Consider the following 16,489-nt stretch of genomic DNA (forward strand, 5'->3'; position numbering starts at 1 on the left):
TAGTCCATGACCAAAAAGGATCAGAACCATCCTCCGATCAACCCGGAGAGGGTTACGCATTCATCATCTTCCAGTTCCGCAATCAATGTAAGTTCTTCCTGATCACTAGGATCAACAGAGAACAATTCGCGGCGTCCATCTTCGTGTTTAATAAGAACCAGTTGGTTGCCGCTTTTTGTATCAAACTGGTACTTAACTCCGATACCAGGCAGTGGGCATTCCCGGATATTCATGAAACCTGTCACCTCTTTAGCTATTCCATAATGTTAACCGTTCACACAGTACGGATGTATTCTACTATCCATAACACGGTTTGGCAAGTCAAACATCCAATTCTGCTCCAGTTTTCACATTAACCGGCTGAAGTTATCCTTTGCGGCGGCGTCTTGTCCGTTTGCGGCGGATGAAAAACCAGATGAGCAGGGAAGCCACGACAATTAAAGCGATGACTGCGGTAATGATAATGTTACGAATGTTGGGAACCTGTACCGTCAAATCCAGTGTATTCGAATTGAGGGGAGAAACGTGCCAGGTTAATGTCTTCCCCTGATCTTCAACCAGGTCCGCGTTGGAATCTTCAGCTTTGATGGGCAGACTCAATTTGAAATCGAAGTTCACATCTTTCAGCAGCAGATTTTTAAGGAAACTGGGCACCTTGTTGATCTGATCCTTAATCTCCCCATCAGGCATGGATTCCATCAGGTCAGCGGTAGCAGTAACATAGAATCTGGAAGTGAAGAAGCCTGGCTCCGTGGACTGATCGACCTGGATGCCTTTTGGAAGCTTGGACAGATCGAAGCTGGCGGCGGTATTGCTTTTCTCATAGTGGGTTGTTGCTGAGAGCTGCTTCCGTTCTCCGTCGTCCACGACCTCGGCTTGAAAGTTGTTTTTCTTCAGGGCTTCTTCGAGCATGGGCATCAGATTGTCCTGTCCAATCTTTCCGAGGGCGGATTCGGTTACGCCGAGGTTCAGTTCCAGATCGGTTGAACCATCCATGTTGACGGTCAGATGAGCTTCTCCATCGGCACATGCGGATAGAATAATCAGCATGAGGCTAAGCATAAATGTAAGAAATAGATGACGTAAGGGAATACGATTCGACGACATTGATTTCAACCTTTCTACGTAAGCGATTTGCATAAGTCCGTGCTCCAAGCTGCATTCAAGCCATTACTTATTAATCATAGATTTATAGTATACACCGGAAATATGACGGATGAAACTTCTGGCAGCTCATGCCGCCTGCAGGAGGTTCACTTTGAACTTTGGATGCCAATCCGAAGGTTGTGCAATAATAGTTTATGTTAAAATTAAAGATGTCGTATTTTTGTCAATGTTAGGACAATTCAAAAGGCGTTTCACCGTGTAAACTGTAAATAGTATGTTGATCAATCGGTTGCAGGGAGGGGTACATTCATGACATACATCATTATTCTAATTGCAGTAATGGTTGTGGGAATGATCGGAATGGGCTGGTTCTTTCAGATTCTTGACAAAGACAATAGCTAAACCATAAATGACATGGACATGAGACAAGCCATAAGCTTGCTTCGCGCGTTTGCGAGGCAGGTTTATTTGTTTTGGCAAGATGTTATCCTGTTGTTCTTTGCAATACGTTACTTACATATAAGCTTGTACCTTACATAAGCGCGTAATATATATAACGAAAGGTGTCGCACAATTTGACCGATGGACAAATATTTTTCGTAAAGATGGGATTTTTAGGCTGCTCTTTTGTATAATAGGGATTAGTCCAACTCGGGATATTTCCCGAAATATGCCTAACAGGAAAGGGTGTACATAAATGAAATTTAGTGAATATACGTATACACGTCCCGATCTGGAAAAAATCAAAACATCTTTCCGTGAGCTGTTGAAAGGTTTCGAAGCTGCGGCTACGGTGGATGAGCAAAGCGGATTTATGGATCAGATTAACGCATTGCGAAGTGATTTTGAGACTATGGCGCAACTGGTCTATATCCGTCACTCGATTGACACGAATGATACGTTCTACAAAGCTGAAAACGAATTTCTGGATGAAAGCTCCCCGATTATTCAAGAGTACATCACCGATTATTACCGGGCACTGGTGAATTCGAAATTCCGTGCAGAACTGGAGCAAAAATGGGGAACTCAGCTGTTTCAGCTGGCAGAACAGTCCTTGAAGACCTTCAGCCCGGACATTATCGAGGATCTTCAAAAAGAGAACAAGCTGTCCACGGAATACAATCAATTGATTGCTTCAGCAAAAATTCCGTTTGAAGGCGAAGAACGTACCTTGCCACAGCTGCATCCGTTTGAACTGTCTACAGATCGTTCCATGCGGGAACGCGCTTCGGAAGCAAGATATACGTTCATGGCTGAGCACGAAGCGGAATTTGACCGCATTTACGATGAGCTTGTAAAAGTACGTACGCAGATTGCCAAAAAATTAGGCTATCCATCCTATGTGGAACTTGGTTATGATCGCATGAATCGTACCGATTATAACGCGGAGATGGTTGCCAATTTCAGAGCGCAGGTTCGTGATTATATTGTGCCTGTAGCTACGAAGCTCAGAGAGCGTCAGCGCAGCCGGATCGATGTAGATACGCTCTATTTTTATGACCAGGGCTTCAGCTTCAAGACAGGCAACCCGACTCCTAAAGGGGATCCGGACTGGATTATTGAGAATGGTAAAAAAATGTACGCTGAGCTGTCCCCTGAGACGGATACGTTCTTCCAGATGATGACGGAGAACGAACTGATGGATTTGGTTAGTAAAAAGGGCAAGCAGGGCGGTGGATATTGCACCTTCCTGAATGATTATAAAGTACCGTTTATTTTCTCGAACTTTAACGGTACATCCGGGGATATCGATGTCCTGACACACGAAGCCGGTCACGCGTTCCAAGTGTATGAAAGCCGTCACTTTGAGGTGCCGGAATACAACTGGCCGACTTATGAATCGGCAGAGATTCATTCCATGAGCATGGAATTTTTCACATGGCCGTGGATGGAATTGTTCTTCAAGGAAGATACGGACAAATACAAGTTTGATCACCTGTCCTCCGGTTTGCTCTTTATTCCTTATGGCGTTGCCGTGGATGAATTCCAGCATTTCGTCTATGCCAACCCGGATGCAACACCGACTGAGCGTAAACAGGCATGGCGCAATATTGAGAAAACGTACCTGCCACACATCAACTACAAGGATAATGCCTATCTGGAGCAAGGTGGATTCTGGCATAAGCAGGGGCACATTTTCTCCTCGCCGTTCTATTACATCGATTACACGCTGGCTCAGATCTGTGCCTTCCAGTTCTGGAAACGCAGTAACGAGGATATGAAGTCTGCATGGGCCGACTATCTGACCCTGTGTAAAGCGGGAGGAAGCCTCTCCTTCACAGGATTGGTTGAACTGGCTGGTCTGAATTCCCCGTTTGAGGATGGCTGTGTCTCTTCTGTAATCGGTGATATTGAAGCATGGCTGGATGGGGTAGACGATAAAGCGCTGTAAGAAAGTTTTCTGCAAACAGATACCAATCGTTCCATACCATGTTGATGGTAAATGATAGGATGACAACATTCGTAAAAAGCGGCTTTGAAACCTCTGGGTTCAGGCCGTTTTTTTGCGTGCAGTTATAACTTGTGAAAGTAAAAAGGAAGGAGCGGGCGAAGGCCAAGGAAAGCACAAGGTGTATGAAAATGTAACATTTTTGCACTGAATGTGATTTATTTCACTATACCTGAAAACGGATTCAGTTACAATAAAGCCAGTAAATCAGGGGTTACAGGAGGCTGGTTCAGATGGCAACACATGCTTATTATGTTCCGCCCGTGAACTTGATGGGCAGGGGATGTTTACAGGAAGCAAGCAAGATGATTCAGGACATGGATATTCGCAAAGCACTGGTTGTCAGCGATCGGCAGCTGATTTCTTCCGGTGTAGCTGAGCAAGTACTGTCTATATTAAGAAAATCAGGGCTAGACTACGTGGTATATGATGAAGTACAACCAAATCCTACGTGTCAAAATGTGCATGATGGTCTCAAAGTGTATCAGGAACATGACTGTGATGCCATTATATCGATCGGCGGAGGTTCACCTCAGGACGCTGCGAAAGCCATCGGCATTGTCGCTACCAATGGTGGACATATTCGGGACTACGAAGGATTGCATCAATCGCATCATAAGTCTGTACCGCTTGTTGCGATCAATACGACTGCCGGTACATCGAGTGAGGTGACCATTAATTACGTGATTACGGATGAGGAACGCAAGGTGAAAATGGTAATGGTGGATCGAAACAGTCTGGTCTCTCTGTCAGTGAACGATCCGGAATTGATGCTCAGCAAGCCAGCCAGTCTGACAGCTGCAACAGGCATGGATGCTCTGACCCATGCGGTGGAAGCGATGGTGACGCCTGGCGGATTCACAGTGACCAGTGCGACAGCTGCAGCAGCGGTTGAACTGATTTTTGAGTATTTGCCACGAGCGGTCAGAGACGGGAGCGACCTTGAAGCCAGGGAGCACATGACCTATGCCTGCTTCTTGGGAGGAATGGCTTTTAATAATGCGGGTCTCGGCTATGTGCATGCCATGGCACATCAGCTTGGAGGTGTGTACGATCTGCCGCACGGCGTATGTAACGCCATGCTGCTCCCTTATGTGGAGGAGATGAACGCAAAGCATGTGCCCGGCAAATTCCGACATATCGCCAAAGCCATTGGCATGAATGTGAAGGATAAGAGTGATGAAGAGTGCTCCAGGTATGTCATTGACGCTATTCGCCAGCTCTCCAGGGAAGTGGGCATTCCCGAGAAATTGTCCGAGCTGGGCGTGTCGGATCCTGATCTCGAGCTGCTTACAGATAATGCGATAAAAGACGCCTGTGCCCCCGGTAATCCGTATCAGCCTTCGAGAGAAGAAGTGATGGAGCTTTTTCGCAAAATTATATAGATACGAGTACAACACGATGAACAGTATTTTTTCACAAACGATAAATGAGCTGGCGATGAGCCGGGCACAGTCCTGGCTTTTTGTCATGCCCCAAGGTGAGAATTACTTATTTTTCCATTTTAATCAATCGTACAAAAGCAAAAGGATTTTGAATCCCTACAGCGAATACAATAATCTAATCACAGCAGCATCAAAAAGGAGTGATGTCAGCCTGAACTTTTGTCTTACGTTATCAAGCAAGATTCCCCAGCCCGTTTCGTGTTTAATGTTAATTAGGGATAGTGGATTGCATTTCTCACGGGGTACATCTTAATTTCAATTCCACCAATCACCTCTGCACGGCAAGTCAAGGCTACTCTGTAATGATCATCCTACTCAGACATAACAATGAATTACGTTTCGCTACAGTCTCGGGCGAGATTGCGATATCAATGGATATGGTTTGTCTGTACAGCGTGCTCCTAATCATGACAACAGCGTCCAAACAACAGAATATGGATTATGGGCTCTGAAATGTACCAGAAAGAATGCGCGTGGAGGAGGCTGTAATGATGGCAAAAAAAGAAGTTGTAGCGATGCTGCTCGCAGGAGGGCAAGGCAAAAGGTTAAAAGGGTTGACCAAATCACTGGCGAAGCCGGCTGTATATTTTGGCGGGACATACCGGATTATTGATTTTCCTCTAAGCAACTGCTCCAATTCAGGCATTGATACGGTTGGTGTACTGACACAATACGAACCTCTGGTACTGCACTCCTACATCGGCATCGGCAGCGATTGGGATTTGGACCGCAAAAACGGCGGGGTATACGTTCTTCCTCCGCATGAGCGTGAAGACGGGAGTAACTGGTACCGAGGCACGGCAGATGCGATTTACCGCAACCTGAATTTTATTGAACAATTCGATCCAGAGCATGTACTTATCCTTTCAGGGGACCACATTTACAAAATGGATTATGAAAAAATGCTCAGGTATCACAAGGAAAAGGACGCGGATTGCACCATATCGGTTATTGATGTGCCGCTCGAAGAAGCCAGCCGGTTTGGGCTGCTTAACACCCACGATGATTACCGCATCTACGAATTCGAAGAAAAGCCTCCTGAACCCAAAAGCACACTTGCTTCCATGGGTATCTATCTCTTCAAGTGGGATGTACTGAAACGTTTCCTGATCCAGGACGAACAACAGGCATCCACCTCATACGACTTTGGCAAAGATATCATTCCCTTACTGCTTGAAAATGAAAAATCCTTATACGCTTATCCTTTTGAAGGCTATTGGAAAGACGTAGGTACCATCCGCAGTTTGTGGGAGTCCAACATGGATCTGCTGGATGAGGAAACACCACTCAACCTGAATGATCCCAATTGGCGCATTTACACCCGCAATCCGAATCAGCCGGCACAGTATATCTCACCTGCAGCCAAGGTACGGAATTGCATTATAAGTGAAGGCAGTATCGTACATGGAGAGGTTAACCACTCCATACTGTTCTACGGGGTGGAGGTTGGAGAGCACAGTTCCGTCATTGATTCTGTCGTCATGCCACGGGTGAAGATCGGGAAGAATGTGCACATTCACAGAGTGATCATTGCGGAAGGGCTGGTCATTCCGGATGGAGCCTACTTATCCCCTGCGCCTGAGGATGAAAGTGACGTATTGCTTGTGGACCATGAAGAATTGGAACGTCAGCTTCAACAGGGAATGGCAACTAAAGTCTAATCTGAGCCCAAAGGACGGTGCATGCGATGAAACCATTAATCGGTGTTATTAACCTTGATCATGAACTTGAGGAATTGAAGGAATTGACGTACTTTCGCTGCGGAGCCGCGGTCCCTTACGCTGGGCGTTACCGTCTAATTGATTTTGTATTATCCAATATGATGAATGCGGGCATAGAGAGTATTGGGGTGTTTGTTCGCCGCAAATACCGTTCGTTAATGGATCACTTGAGTGACGGCAAACCCTGGGATCTGGATCGCAAACATGGAGGCATGTTCATCTTGCCGCCGGACTGGAATGATCCAACGGATACGTCACAAGGGGATTTGCAGCATTTTCACAACAATCTCGATTTCTTTCACCGCGGTTCGGGTGAATATGTGGTTCATGCCGGCAGTCGGCATGTGACCAAGGTAGATCTGCAGGATGCCTATCAATATCATGTGAATAAGGGAGCAGACGTGACGCTGATTTGCAAAAGAGTGGACCAACTGCTGCCTGAGCACGATGCCTGTGTCAAAGTTGAACATGACGGGAACGGTAATGTGGTGGACATTCACCAAAGCGCCGATCACCCGAATATATATACAGAAATTTTCATCATGAAAAAGGAGTTGTTCCTGCGTCAGGTTCAGCGCTGCATTGATCATGGCGAGAGCCATTTCTTCCGTGATGTTATTCAGAAAAATCCGGATGGTTTAAATATTGCCGCATATGCTTATGAAGGCTACCATGCCGTGATTAATTCCATTGACAGTTATTATCGCAACAGTATGGAGCTGCTGAATACGGGGCTGTATGATCAACTTTTCAGAGAAGAACCCGTGCAGACCAAGATTAAATACGAGGCACCTGCGAAATACCTCGACACGGCCGAGGTCAAACATTCCCTGCTTGCCAATGGATGTATTGTGGGCGGAGAAGTGGAGAACAGCATTTTGTTCAGGGGTGTGCAGGTAGCGAAGGGAGCCAGAATTAAAGGCTCAATTATCATGCAGAAATGTTACATCGGTGAAGATGCGGTACTGGAGAATGTCATTCTGGACAAAGACGTGAAACTGACTGGTGGACAGACGCTCATAGGGGACCCGTCGAACCCGTATATCTTGGCGAAAAGTACTATTATCTAATACCTGCTGTTAACCGATATCATCTATAAATAAAATAAAAATTCTGAAGGATGGTTATACGCGAAATTGCCATGCTCAAGCAGGAAGAGCAGAAGTAGTGAAGGGGACGAAGTCGATTCTGGAGAAGCAAAGCGTTCGCATTTATCCCCAGATTTTCACCTTATTAAAAAGTTGAAAAAATCCAGGGATAACGGCGATCGGAAGAACGATTCGTAACCGGAACGGGCACTTGCTGGATTTGAGCAGTGAAGCGTATGAAATAAACCATCCTACAGAATTTCACCGGGAGGAACCTGCTTTTGTTTGACAACAAGGAAACATTCAAGAGTATATTTGGGCGGAATCTGGTCAGCAAATTGGGCAAACCACTTGAAGAAGCCACGAACGAAGACGTCTATCACGTTCTGGGCAGCATGATTCGCGAGTATGCGGGCCAGGACTGGGCAGCGTCGAATCAGGGATTCAAGCAGCGCCAGGATAAACAGGTATATTACTTCTCGCTGGAATTCCTGATTGGACGTCTGCTGGGCAACAATTTGTTGAACGTGAATGAACTGGAACTGGTTCGCGACAGTCTCGCCGAGCTGGGCTTCTCATTGGAGGACATTGAGGAACAGGAATCGGATGCCGGCCTGGGAAATGGCGGATTGGGCCGTTTGGCTGCGTGCTTTCTGGACTCGCTCGCATCCCTCGGGTACGCTGGCCATGGCTGTGGTATCCGGTACAAATACGGATTGTTTGAGCAAAAAATCATCGGTGGCAATCAGGTAGAGCTTCCGGACAACTGGCTCGATAAGGGCAATGAATGGGAAGTAAGACGCCCGGACAAAAAGGTCGAGGTTCAGTTCTGGGGCCGGGTAGAGGCCTACGAGCAGGACGGACATTATCATTTTGTGACCAAGGATGCGGAATCCGTCGTTGCGGTACCCTACGATATTCCGGTTCTTGGATACGGTCAGCCGCACGTGAATACGCTTCGCCTGTGGAGTGCTGAGCCGAAGAGGGAAACCTCGATGGATACCCCTTCGAACTATTATGGTTACCTGGATTACAGCCGGTCGGTGGAGTCGATTTCCGAGTTTCTATACCCGGACGATTCCCAGTATGAGGGCAAGCTGCTTCGCTTGAAACAGCAATACTTCATGTGCTCTGCTGGCGTGCAGAGTGCATTGCGTACGTTTAACAAGCTGGAACTCTCATATGACCGGTTACCAGACAAGGTGGCATTCCACATCAATGATACCCATCCGACGCTGGTCATTCCGGAATTGATGCGCATACTCATAGATGTGAAGGGTTATGGTTGGGATGAAGCATGGGATATTACAACGCGTACCGTCTCTTATACCAATCATACGACGCTGAGTGAGGCACTGGAGAAATGGCCGGTGTCCATGATCAGCAAGCTGCTGCCACGCATTTATATGATCATTGAAGAGATAAACAAGCGATTCTGCGGCATGCTTCTGGATCGTTATCCGGGAGAACAGGAGCGTATTCAGCATTTGGCTATCATTGCGAACGATCAGGTTCGTATGGCACATCTGGCGATTGTCGGCAGTCACAGCATTAATGGTGTCGCTGCATTGCATACCGAAATCTTGAAGGAGCGGGAGATGGCGCCGTTCTATGCCTTGTATCCAGAGCGTTTTAACAACAAAACGAACGGGATAACACATCGTCGCTGGTTAATGCATGCGAATCCCAAACTGTCCAATCTGATTACCGATACGATCGGTAGTGAATGGATGACAGAGCCAGGCAGATTGAATGAACTCGCCGAATTTGCAGACGACGCATCATTCCAGCAGCAGTTAAGGTCCATTAAACACGAAAATAAGGAACGGCTCGCGGCATACATTTTGGATCATACCGGAACGCCGGTTAATCCGGATTCCATTTTTGATGTACAGGTGAAAAGGCTGCATGGCTACAAGCGCCAGCTTCTGAACATTTTACATGTCATGCACCTGCATAACCGTCTTAAGAATGACTCGTCATTCGATATCGTTCCACGTACATTCATCTTTGGAGCGAAGGCTGCACCAAGTTATTATTTTGCGAAGAAAATCATCAAGCTGATCAATACGGTCGCGGATACCGTGAACAAGGATAAGGCGGTAAATGACCGGCTGAAGGTATTTTTCCTCGAAAACTATTCCGTCTCTCTGGCCGAAAAAATTATTCCGGCCGCGGACGTCAGTGAACAGATCTCCACTGCAGGGAAGGAAGCTTCAGGTACGGGCAATATGAAGTTTATGATGAACGGTGCGTTAACCATTGGTACGATGGATGGGGCTAATGTGGAAATGGCTGAGCAGGTTGGAGAAGAGAATATGTTTATCTTCGGTCTGCGAGCGGATGAAGTGCTGGATTATTGTCGTTCAGGCAGCTATCGTCCTAACGAAATTGTACAGCAGGATGAACGCATTCGCGAAGTGGTAGAACAGCTCGTTCATCCAGGACCGTTCTGTTGTCGGGAAGGCGAATTCTGGGATATCTATGATTCCTTGCTGGCACATGGAGATGAGTATTTTGTACTGCGTGACTTTGCTGCTTATGCCGATGCCCACGCGGCCATTGATAAGGCTTATCGGGATGTGCCCGGCTGGTCACATAAAACGATTCTGAATACGGCTCAATCCGGTATCTTCTCCAGTGACCGTACCATTAGCGAATATGCTACTGATATCTGGGGAATTCATCCGGTTTCGGGACACTGGAAAGGCTGAGGTAAATAAGTCAGAAGATGAAGTCCCCTTGATGCAAGGGGACTTTGTTGTGTTATTTTTATTGGAGAAGAGTTTAATACCGCACGCAATATCAAAAAAATAAACCTCCGTTAAGTGATAATAAAATCAAGGAGACAGCATTCATCTCCATTTCTATGAAGAAAGGGAAATTACTCGTTATGGATCATTACTCACAAATACAACGGGCTATTGGATATCTTGAAGAGCATTTGCAAGATGAATTCAACATGAGGGAGGCAGCGGCAGCCGCGGGTTTTTCCGCGTTTCATTTTCAGCGTTTATTCCAGGCGATCACCGGGTTTACCGTACTTGAATATGTGCGCAAGCGCAGACTGACAGAAGCAGCTCGGCAATTGCTAAGCTCGGCAGATGGCATCCTCCATGTGGCCTTGAAGTGGGGATATCATTCGCAGGAAGCTTTCACCAGAGCATTCACTGCCCATTGGGGGACGACACCGGCCCGCTTTCGCAAGCTGAATGAGCTGCCCGCTTCTGCAAAGATTCAGCAGAGTATTGACTTTAACGACTATCGTACCCGGCTGGGAGGAGAGTTTATTATGAACAAACCACGCCTTGTGACCATGGAGGCCATCCAAATCATAGGTTACGCTTACCACACGAATTTGAATAACGACCAGCACTATAACGAAATTCCGGGATTCTATCATGATTTTGGTTCAGAACAGAAATTTATGAATATCCCTGAACGAGCACGTCCTGATTTGGCCTATGGTGTCGCCTGTCAATTTGAGGATGATGGTGCATTCACATTTCTTGTTGGTGAGGAAACTTCATCTGACAAGGCACTACTTCAACCAGGTTATACAGCATTTGAGATCCCGGGGGGATTGTACGCCGAATTCACAGTGGATGGTTCCGGACAGGATATCCGCAAGATGATTTATGGCAGCTGGCTGCCCCAATCCAACTATGAACGCAGGGAAGGTCCTGATTTTGAGATAACCGATGTGTGGAAATCCACCCCTGAGCAGTTGGACATGAAGATCTATATTCCGGTAAAATAAGGGAGCCGCGCTGCGGTAATCATTCCCGGAGGATACTGGTACATGCAAATAGGTAGGGGAATATACAAGCCCTGGGTCGTGGTCTTGGTTGCCGTTTTTGCAATAGCATACATATGGATCATGGGGAATTTGTTATTTATCCATGGAAGGGTCTCAGGGGAGCGTTATCAGTACAATCTGGTTCCGCTTGAGACGATCGGACCCTTGTTAGTAGAGAGGGAAAGATACGGTACGGAGGCCTGGGTAAAAAACCTGTTCGGTAATATCGTATTGTTTATTCCACTGGGCATATGGATTCCCTGGTTGTTCCGTTCAAGCCGAACGGGGTTGAAATTTACACGGACCGTTATTTTGCTGCTGCTTGCCGTTGAATTGGCGCAACTGGTTTTACGTGTGGGTTCGTTTGACGTGGATGATATCATCCTCAATACCCTAGGTGCCTGGATCGGTTATACTGCATTCCGTCTGTTTGTACAGTTCATAAAGACATGAAGATCAGAATAGAAGTCTGCCACTCAGGCGGAATTCATTTTGGTCTTTTTTGTATGCTTCGGGATACGTTTGTGTTTATACAGACGGCATTTCGGATAAAACATATTAACGGGTTGTTCTGTACTTAAATGACCTATGCTCATGACAGATATCGGAATAATGCGAATGTGCGGACAAAAATTAGTGAAGAGCGGAAACGGGGTGATCCACATCGTGTGGTGGAAAGAGAGTGTTGTATATCAGATCTATCCCATCAGTTTCAAGGATTCGGATGGTGATGGTCACGGTGACTTGCAGGGCATTTATGAAAAGCTTGATTATTTGACGGATCTGGGGATCGACGTCATCTGGATCTGTCCCATTTATGAATCTCCCGGACATGATAACGGTTATGATATCAGCGATTACTATGCCATTATGCGCAAATTCGGCACGATGGAGGATTTTGACAGGTTACTCGCAGCGGCTCACAGCAGAGGGCTCAAAATCATGATGGATCTGGTGCTGAATCACACATCGGATGAGCATGCCTGGTTTGCCGAATCCCGCTCCTCCAAGGTCAATCCCAAACGGGATTATTACATATGGCGATCAGGTAAAAACGGTCAGGTTCCGAATAACTGGGAATCCTATTTCGGCGGGTCCGTGTGGAAGCATGATCCCGAAACGAACGAATACTATCTGCATTTATACTCCGAGCATCAGCCTGACCTGAATTGGAACAATCCACAAATGGCCGAGGAGATGTACGAAATGGTGCATTGGTGGCTGCAAAAAGGGGTGGACGGATTCCGTTTTGATGCGGTAGCCCATATTGCCAAGGCTGAAGGACTGCCCAGTGCACATAATCCTGACAATCTGCCGGTTGTCCCAGCATATCAGCTGTTCTCCAACCTGGAACAAGTACATTCCATATTGAACAAGTTAAACAACATGATTCTGAAGCCATATGGTCCCATGACCGTCGGAGAGACGTCAGGGCTGGGCCCGGAGCAGGCTCTTGCTTACGTGGGAACAGATCGCAACGAGCTGAATATGGTGTTTCAGTTTGAGCATATGTTTGTGGACGCCAAATCTTCGGGGATAGGGAAGTGGAATTACAGGGAGTGGAAGTTGACTGAACTGAAGGAAATCATGAGCCGCTGGCAGACTGTCCTGCACGGTAGAGGCTGGAATGCCAACTATATGGGCAATCATGATCAGCCGCGCCCGGTTTCCCGTTTCGGAGACGATGGCCGTTACAGGGTTCGGTCTGCCCAGATGCTGGCTACCTGGATGCTCACCCTTGAAGGAACGCCTTACATCTATCAGGGTGAGGAGATTGGTATGACGAACGTAGCATTTCCGAATATCGAGCAGTATCGAGACATTGAAACAATGAATTATTACAGGCATTATATCGCCCAAGGGCGGGACAAAAATGACATTATGAAGGCGATCTGGCTGAAAAGCCGGGATAACGCACGTACACCCATGCAATGGGATGACACGGAGCATGCAGGGTTTACGGAAGGCGAGCCATGGATTCAGGTCAACGATAACTACACAGAGATCAATGTGGCTTCTGCCGAAAATGATCCCGGATCCGTATTGCATTATTATCGCAAGCTAATTGCCCTTCGGAAGAAGAGCAAAGTGCTGATCTACGGTGAGTATGAACTGCTCTTGCCAGATGATCCGGACATCTATGCCTACACACGTACGCTGGATGACGAGAAGATGCTCATCATCCTTAATTTTCGAGGGCATGAACCGGAGATGCATTGGCCAGAAGGCTGGACAGAGGAACGTGCGAAGCTGGTCATCAGCAATGTGAAAAGACGGTATTCAACGGATGAAGGTACCATTCTGCTGCAACCCTATGAAGCCAGAGTCTACCGTTTGCAATCCTGAAGGCGACATTTTGCTTCCCGCAAACGGTTTGATTTATAATAAAGCAGGTAAATGCTATTAAGATGGATGTGAACGCAGCGGAACTTGAGAAATGAGGTTGCTCACATCCAATTGTCAGGAGGACTTAAAATGTTGAAAATGACGTACCATGGACACTCTAGCGTTCAATTGGGTATTGGGGAGAAGTCTTTAATTATCGATCCGTTCCTGCGCGGCAATGAACTGGCCGTGACCAAGCCGGAAGACATCAAAACCGATGCCGTTTTGCTGACGCATGCACATATGGATCATATTCTCGACGCCGAACCAATTGCCAAGGCAAATAATGCCAAAGTCGTCGCCATCGTGGAGCTGGCTACATACATGTCCTGGAAAGGTCTGGAAACCATTGGCATGAATATGGGCGGAACAGTAGATCTGGATTTTGCTCAGGCCAAAATGATTCAGGCGTTTCATACTTCGGGGATTGTGCTTGAAGAGGAACAGCGGATCATGTACGCAGGACTGCCTGCGGGATTTATCATTAACATAGGCGGTAAAACCATTCTGCATGCCGGAGATACAAGCTTGTTCGGCGATATGAAAATGATTGGTGACCGCCATCAGATTGACGTTGCTTTTCTGCCGATTGGCGGGCATTACACTATGGACCCTGAAGACGCACTGCAAGCTGCAGCATGGTTTAACGCAAAACTGACCATTCCTGTGCATTATGATACATTCCCGGTAATCCGTCAGGATTCTGAGAAGTTTGTACAGCAACTTGCTGCCAAAGGACTGAAAGGCCAAGTCCTTGCACCAGGCGAATCCATCACGCTTTAATTGAATTGAATGATTATTATGGTTAGCATGTAATGTCCCATTCCATAATCGTTTTTTTGTACATGAACACTATTTTATAAAATTTAAATATACGGCCAAAGGCGAATATCACGTTATGATAACTGACGTGATATTCGCTTTTTTTCGGTTTTAGGTTCAAAAAGTGGGCTTGAAGTTGGTACATATAACAAAAATATTCAATTTTCATTGTTGCAGGCTGGTTGGGGATGTTATAAAAAACTACACGTAAACAACGTTCCGAATGGAACGGAAAACAGGGGGAACGTTCATGTCATTTATGAAATCATTGTTTTTCCAAATTATTGTGGCGGTGATCATTGGGATAGGTGTAGGTATCTTGTGGCCTGATTTGGGCAGCTTACTGCAACCGCTTGGAACAGGCTTCATCAAATTGATTAAAATGATTATTGCACCTCTTATTTTTATGGTGATCGTTACAGGTATTGCCAAAATCGGTGATTTGAAGTCGGTCGGACGAATCGGACTCAAAGCGATTATATGGTTTGAAATTGCAACGACGATTGCTCTCGTCCTTGGTCTCGGTACAGCCAACCTGCTCCGTCCCGGTGCAAGCATGAATGTTGATCCTTCAACACTTGATGCAAGCGGCATTGAAGCCAAAACGAACGGATCCGAGCTGCCGCATGTGGTCGATTTTATCATGAACATCATTCCGACCAGTGTTGTGGACGCTTTCGCACAAAATGCATTATTGCAAGTACTACTTGTAGCTTGTCTGTTTGGAGTGGCGCTGGCGGCAACCGAGAACAAAGCAAAGGAAAATGTGCTCACATTGATTGAGAATATACTGGGAATTCTGTTCCGGATTATTGGGTACATCATGAAACTTGCTCCAATCGGTGCGTTTGGTGCTATGGCCTACACGGTTGGAGCGTATGGAGCCTCCACGCTATCCTCATTCGGGATGCTTATTATTGCCTGCTATGGAGCGGCGTTGTTGTTCTTGGTGATGCTTGCACTTGCGGCTTGGTGGATCACCGGTCTTAACTTTTTACAATTTGTAAAATATACCCGTTCTGAAGTCATGCTGGCGATTGGAACAGGTTCATCCGAAGTAGTTATGCCCCGTATGATGGATAAGCTAACGAAAGCGGGATGTGACCGAGCCGTCGTTGGTCTCGTTGTTCCGACAGGGTACTCGTTCAATCTGGATGGTGCTTCAATCTACCTTTCCCTTGCAACCGTATTTCTGGCTCAGGCGGTAGGCATCGACCTGACGCTCGGACAAGAGATCACGATTCTTCTTGTGCTGATGCTAAGCTCTAAGGGGATGGCTGGTGTTCCCGGTTCTGCCTTTCTTGCATTATCGGCCACTGCCGCTGCGCTCAATGCATTCCCGGTTGCTGCGGTTGCGCTGCTGCTTGGAGCAGATCGTTTCATGGACACGATGCGTGTCTTCACGAATCTGATGGGCAATTGCGTGGCCGCATTCGTCGTAGCCAAGTGGGAAGGCCTGCTGGATCAGAAGCGCATGCGCGCCGTTCTTTCCGGTGAGATCAGCGCTGCAGAACTGGAACGTGAAGAACAGGCCTCGCTATCATCAATGTCAGTAAGTAGGTCTGAACAAGGGAAAAGAGCCGTATCGCCCGAAATGCTTTAGAAAGGCTGGAGTCTTGATTCACGAGTATCCCCCCTTACAAGGAGAACCAACCATAAAGGCGTCTGTTTTT

General features: G+C 46.8%; 12 protein-coding genes. 10 read left to right on the forward strand and 2 right to left on the reverse strand.

Annotated elements, in window-relative coordinates:
* Positions 1–20: 20 nt before the first annotated feature.
* Together AC3RCI_RS12195 and AC3RCI_RS12200 are read right to left on the reverse strand one after the other, a co-directional pair.
* Positions 21–233, reverse strand: coding sequence for a cation:proton antiporter regulatory subunit (locus AC3RCI_RS12195; RefSeq protein ID WP_492529180.1), 213 nt, complete (start codon positions 231–233; stop codon positions 21–23).
* A gap of 133 nt (positions 234–366) precedes the next feature.
* Positions 367–1,107, reverse strand: coding sequence for a hypothetical protein (locus AC3RCI_RS12200; RefSeq protein ID WP_492529182.1), 741 nt, complete (start codon positions 1,105–1,107; stop codon positions 367–369).
* A gap of 697 nt (positions 1,108–1,804) precedes the next feature.
* Between AC3RCI_RS12200 and AC3RCI_RS12205 the strand changes: the two genes are divergently transcribed.
* The 10 genes from AC3RCI_RS12205 (at position 1,805) to dctA (ending at position 16,419) form a co-directional block, all read left to right on the forward strand.
* Complete coding sequence (locus AC3RCI_RS12205) at positions 1,805–3,499, forward strand: M3 family oligoendopeptidase (protein WP_492473334.1); 1,695 nt, start codon at positions 1,805–1,807, stop codon at positions 3,497–3,499.
* A gap of 290 nt (positions 3,500–3,789) precedes the next feature.
* Positions 3,790–4,941, forward strand: a complete 1,152-nt coding sequence (locus AC3RCI_RS12210; protein WP_492529184.1) for an iron-containing alcohol dehydrogenase — start codon at positions 3,790–3,792, stop codon at positions 4,939–4,941.
* Between the two features lie 551 nt (positions 4,942–5,492).
* Positions 5,493–6,662: a glucose-1-phosphate adenylyltransferase gene (locus AC3RCI_RS12215; RefSeq protein WP_492473332.1), complete on the forward strand. Its 1,170-nt coding sequence runs from the start codon at positions 5,493–5,495 to the stop codon at positions 6,660–6,662.
* Between the two features lie 26 nt (positions 6,663–6,688).
* Complete coding sequence (glgD, locus tag AC3RCI_RS12220) at positions 6,689–7,792, forward strand: glucose-1-phosphate adenylyltransferase subunit GlgD (protein WP_127536107.1); 1,104 nt, start codon at positions 6,689–6,691, stop codon at positions 7,790–7,792.
* Between the two features lie 299 nt (positions 7,793–8,091).
* Positions 8,092–10,524: a glycogen/starch/alpha-glucan phosphorylase gene (locus AC3RCI_RS12225; protein WP_492529186.1), complete on the forward strand. Its 2,433-nt coding sequence runs from the start codon at positions 8,092–8,094 to the stop codon at positions 10,522–10,524.
* A 179-nt stretch (positions 10,525–10,703) separates the two neighbouring features.
* Positions 10,704–11,570: an AraC family transcriptional regulator gene (locus AC3RCI_RS12230; RefSeq protein ID WP_492529188.1), complete on the forward strand. Its 867-nt coding sequence runs from the start codon at positions 10,704–10,706 to the stop codon at positions 11,568–11,570.
* A 42-nt stretch (positions 11,571–11,612) separates the two neighbouring features.
* Positions 11,613–12,062: a VanZ family protein gene (locus AC3RCI_RS12235; protein WP_336779758.1), complete on the forward strand. Its 450-nt coding sequence runs from the start codon at positions 11,613–11,615 to the stop codon at positions 12,060–12,062.
* A gap of 165 nt (positions 12,063–12,227) precedes the next feature.
* Entirely contained in the window at positions 12,228–13,955 is a 1,728-nt protein-coding gene (locus AC3RCI_RS12240; protein ID WP_336779759.1) for a glycoside hydrolase family 13 protein, read from the forward strand.
* Positions 13,956–14,084: 129 nt separating this feature from the next.
* On the forward strand, positions 14,085–14,777 hold the full coding sequence (locus AC3RCI_RS12245; RefSeq protein ID WP_492529190.1) for a metal-dependent hydrolase: 693 nt from the start codon (positions 14,085–14,087) through the stop codon (positions 14,775–14,777).
* A gap of 289 nt (positions 14,778–15,066) precedes the next feature.
* Positions 15,067–16,419 carry a C4-dicarboxylate transporter DctA gene (gene dctA / locus AC3RCI_RS12250; RefSeq protein ID WP_336779761.1) on the forward strand — a complete coding sequence of 451 codons (1,353 nt, stop codon included), beginning with the start codon at positions 15,067–15,069 and terminating at the stop codon, positions 16,417–16,419.
* Positions 16,420–16,489: the final 70 nt, after the last annotated feature.

Source organism: Paenibacillus sp. MT124, assembly GCF_058792755.1.

Excerpts from the sequence above, each read along its gene's own strand:
- AC3RCI_RS12200 (WP_492529182.1), bottom strand. The coding sequence starts at position 1,107 with ATGTCGTCGAATCGTATTCCCTTACGTCATCTATTTCTTACATTTATG.
- AC3RCI_RS12240 (WP_336779759.1), top strand. The coding sequence starts at position 12,228 with ATGTGCGGACAAAAATTAGTGAAGAGCGGAAACGGGGTGATCCACATC.
- AC3RCI_RS12245 (WP_492529190.1), top strand. The coding sequence starts at position 14,085 with ATGTTGAAAATGACGTACCATGGACACTCTAGCGTTCAATTGGGTATT.
- dctA (WP_336779761.1), top strand. The coding sequence starts at position 15,067 with ATGTCATTTATGAAATCATTGTTTTTCCAAATTATTGTGGCGGTGATC.
- AC3RCI_RS12235 (WP_336779758.1), top strand. The coding sequence starts at position 11,613 with ATGCAAATAGGTAGGGGAATATACAAGCCCTGGGTCGTGGTCTTGGTT.
- AC3RCI_RS12230 (WP_492529188.1), top strand. The coding sequence starts at position 10,704 with ATGGATCATTACTCACAAATACAACGGGCTATTGGATATCTTGAAGAG.
- AC3RCI_RS12210 (WP_492529184.1), top strand. The coding sequence starts at position 3,790 with ATGGCAACACATGCTTATTATGTTCCGCCCGTGAACTTGATGGGCAGG.
- AC3RCI_RS12205 (WP_492473334.1), top strand. The coding sequence starts at position 1,805 with ATGAAATTTAGTGAATATACGTATACACGTCCCGATCTGGAAAAAATC.
- AC3RCI_RS12195 (WP_492529180.1), bottom strand. The coding sequence starts at position 233 with ATGAATATCCGGGAATGCCCACTGCCTGGTATCGGAGTTAAGTACCAG.
- glgD (WP_127536107.1), top strand. The coding sequence starts at position 6,689 with ATGAAACCATTAATCGGTGTTATTAACCTTGATCATGAACTTGAGGAA.
- AC3RCI_RS12215 (WP_492473332.1), top strand. The coding sequence starts at position 5,493 with ATGGCAAAAAAAGAAGTTGTAGCGATGCTGCTCGCAGGAGGGCAAGGC.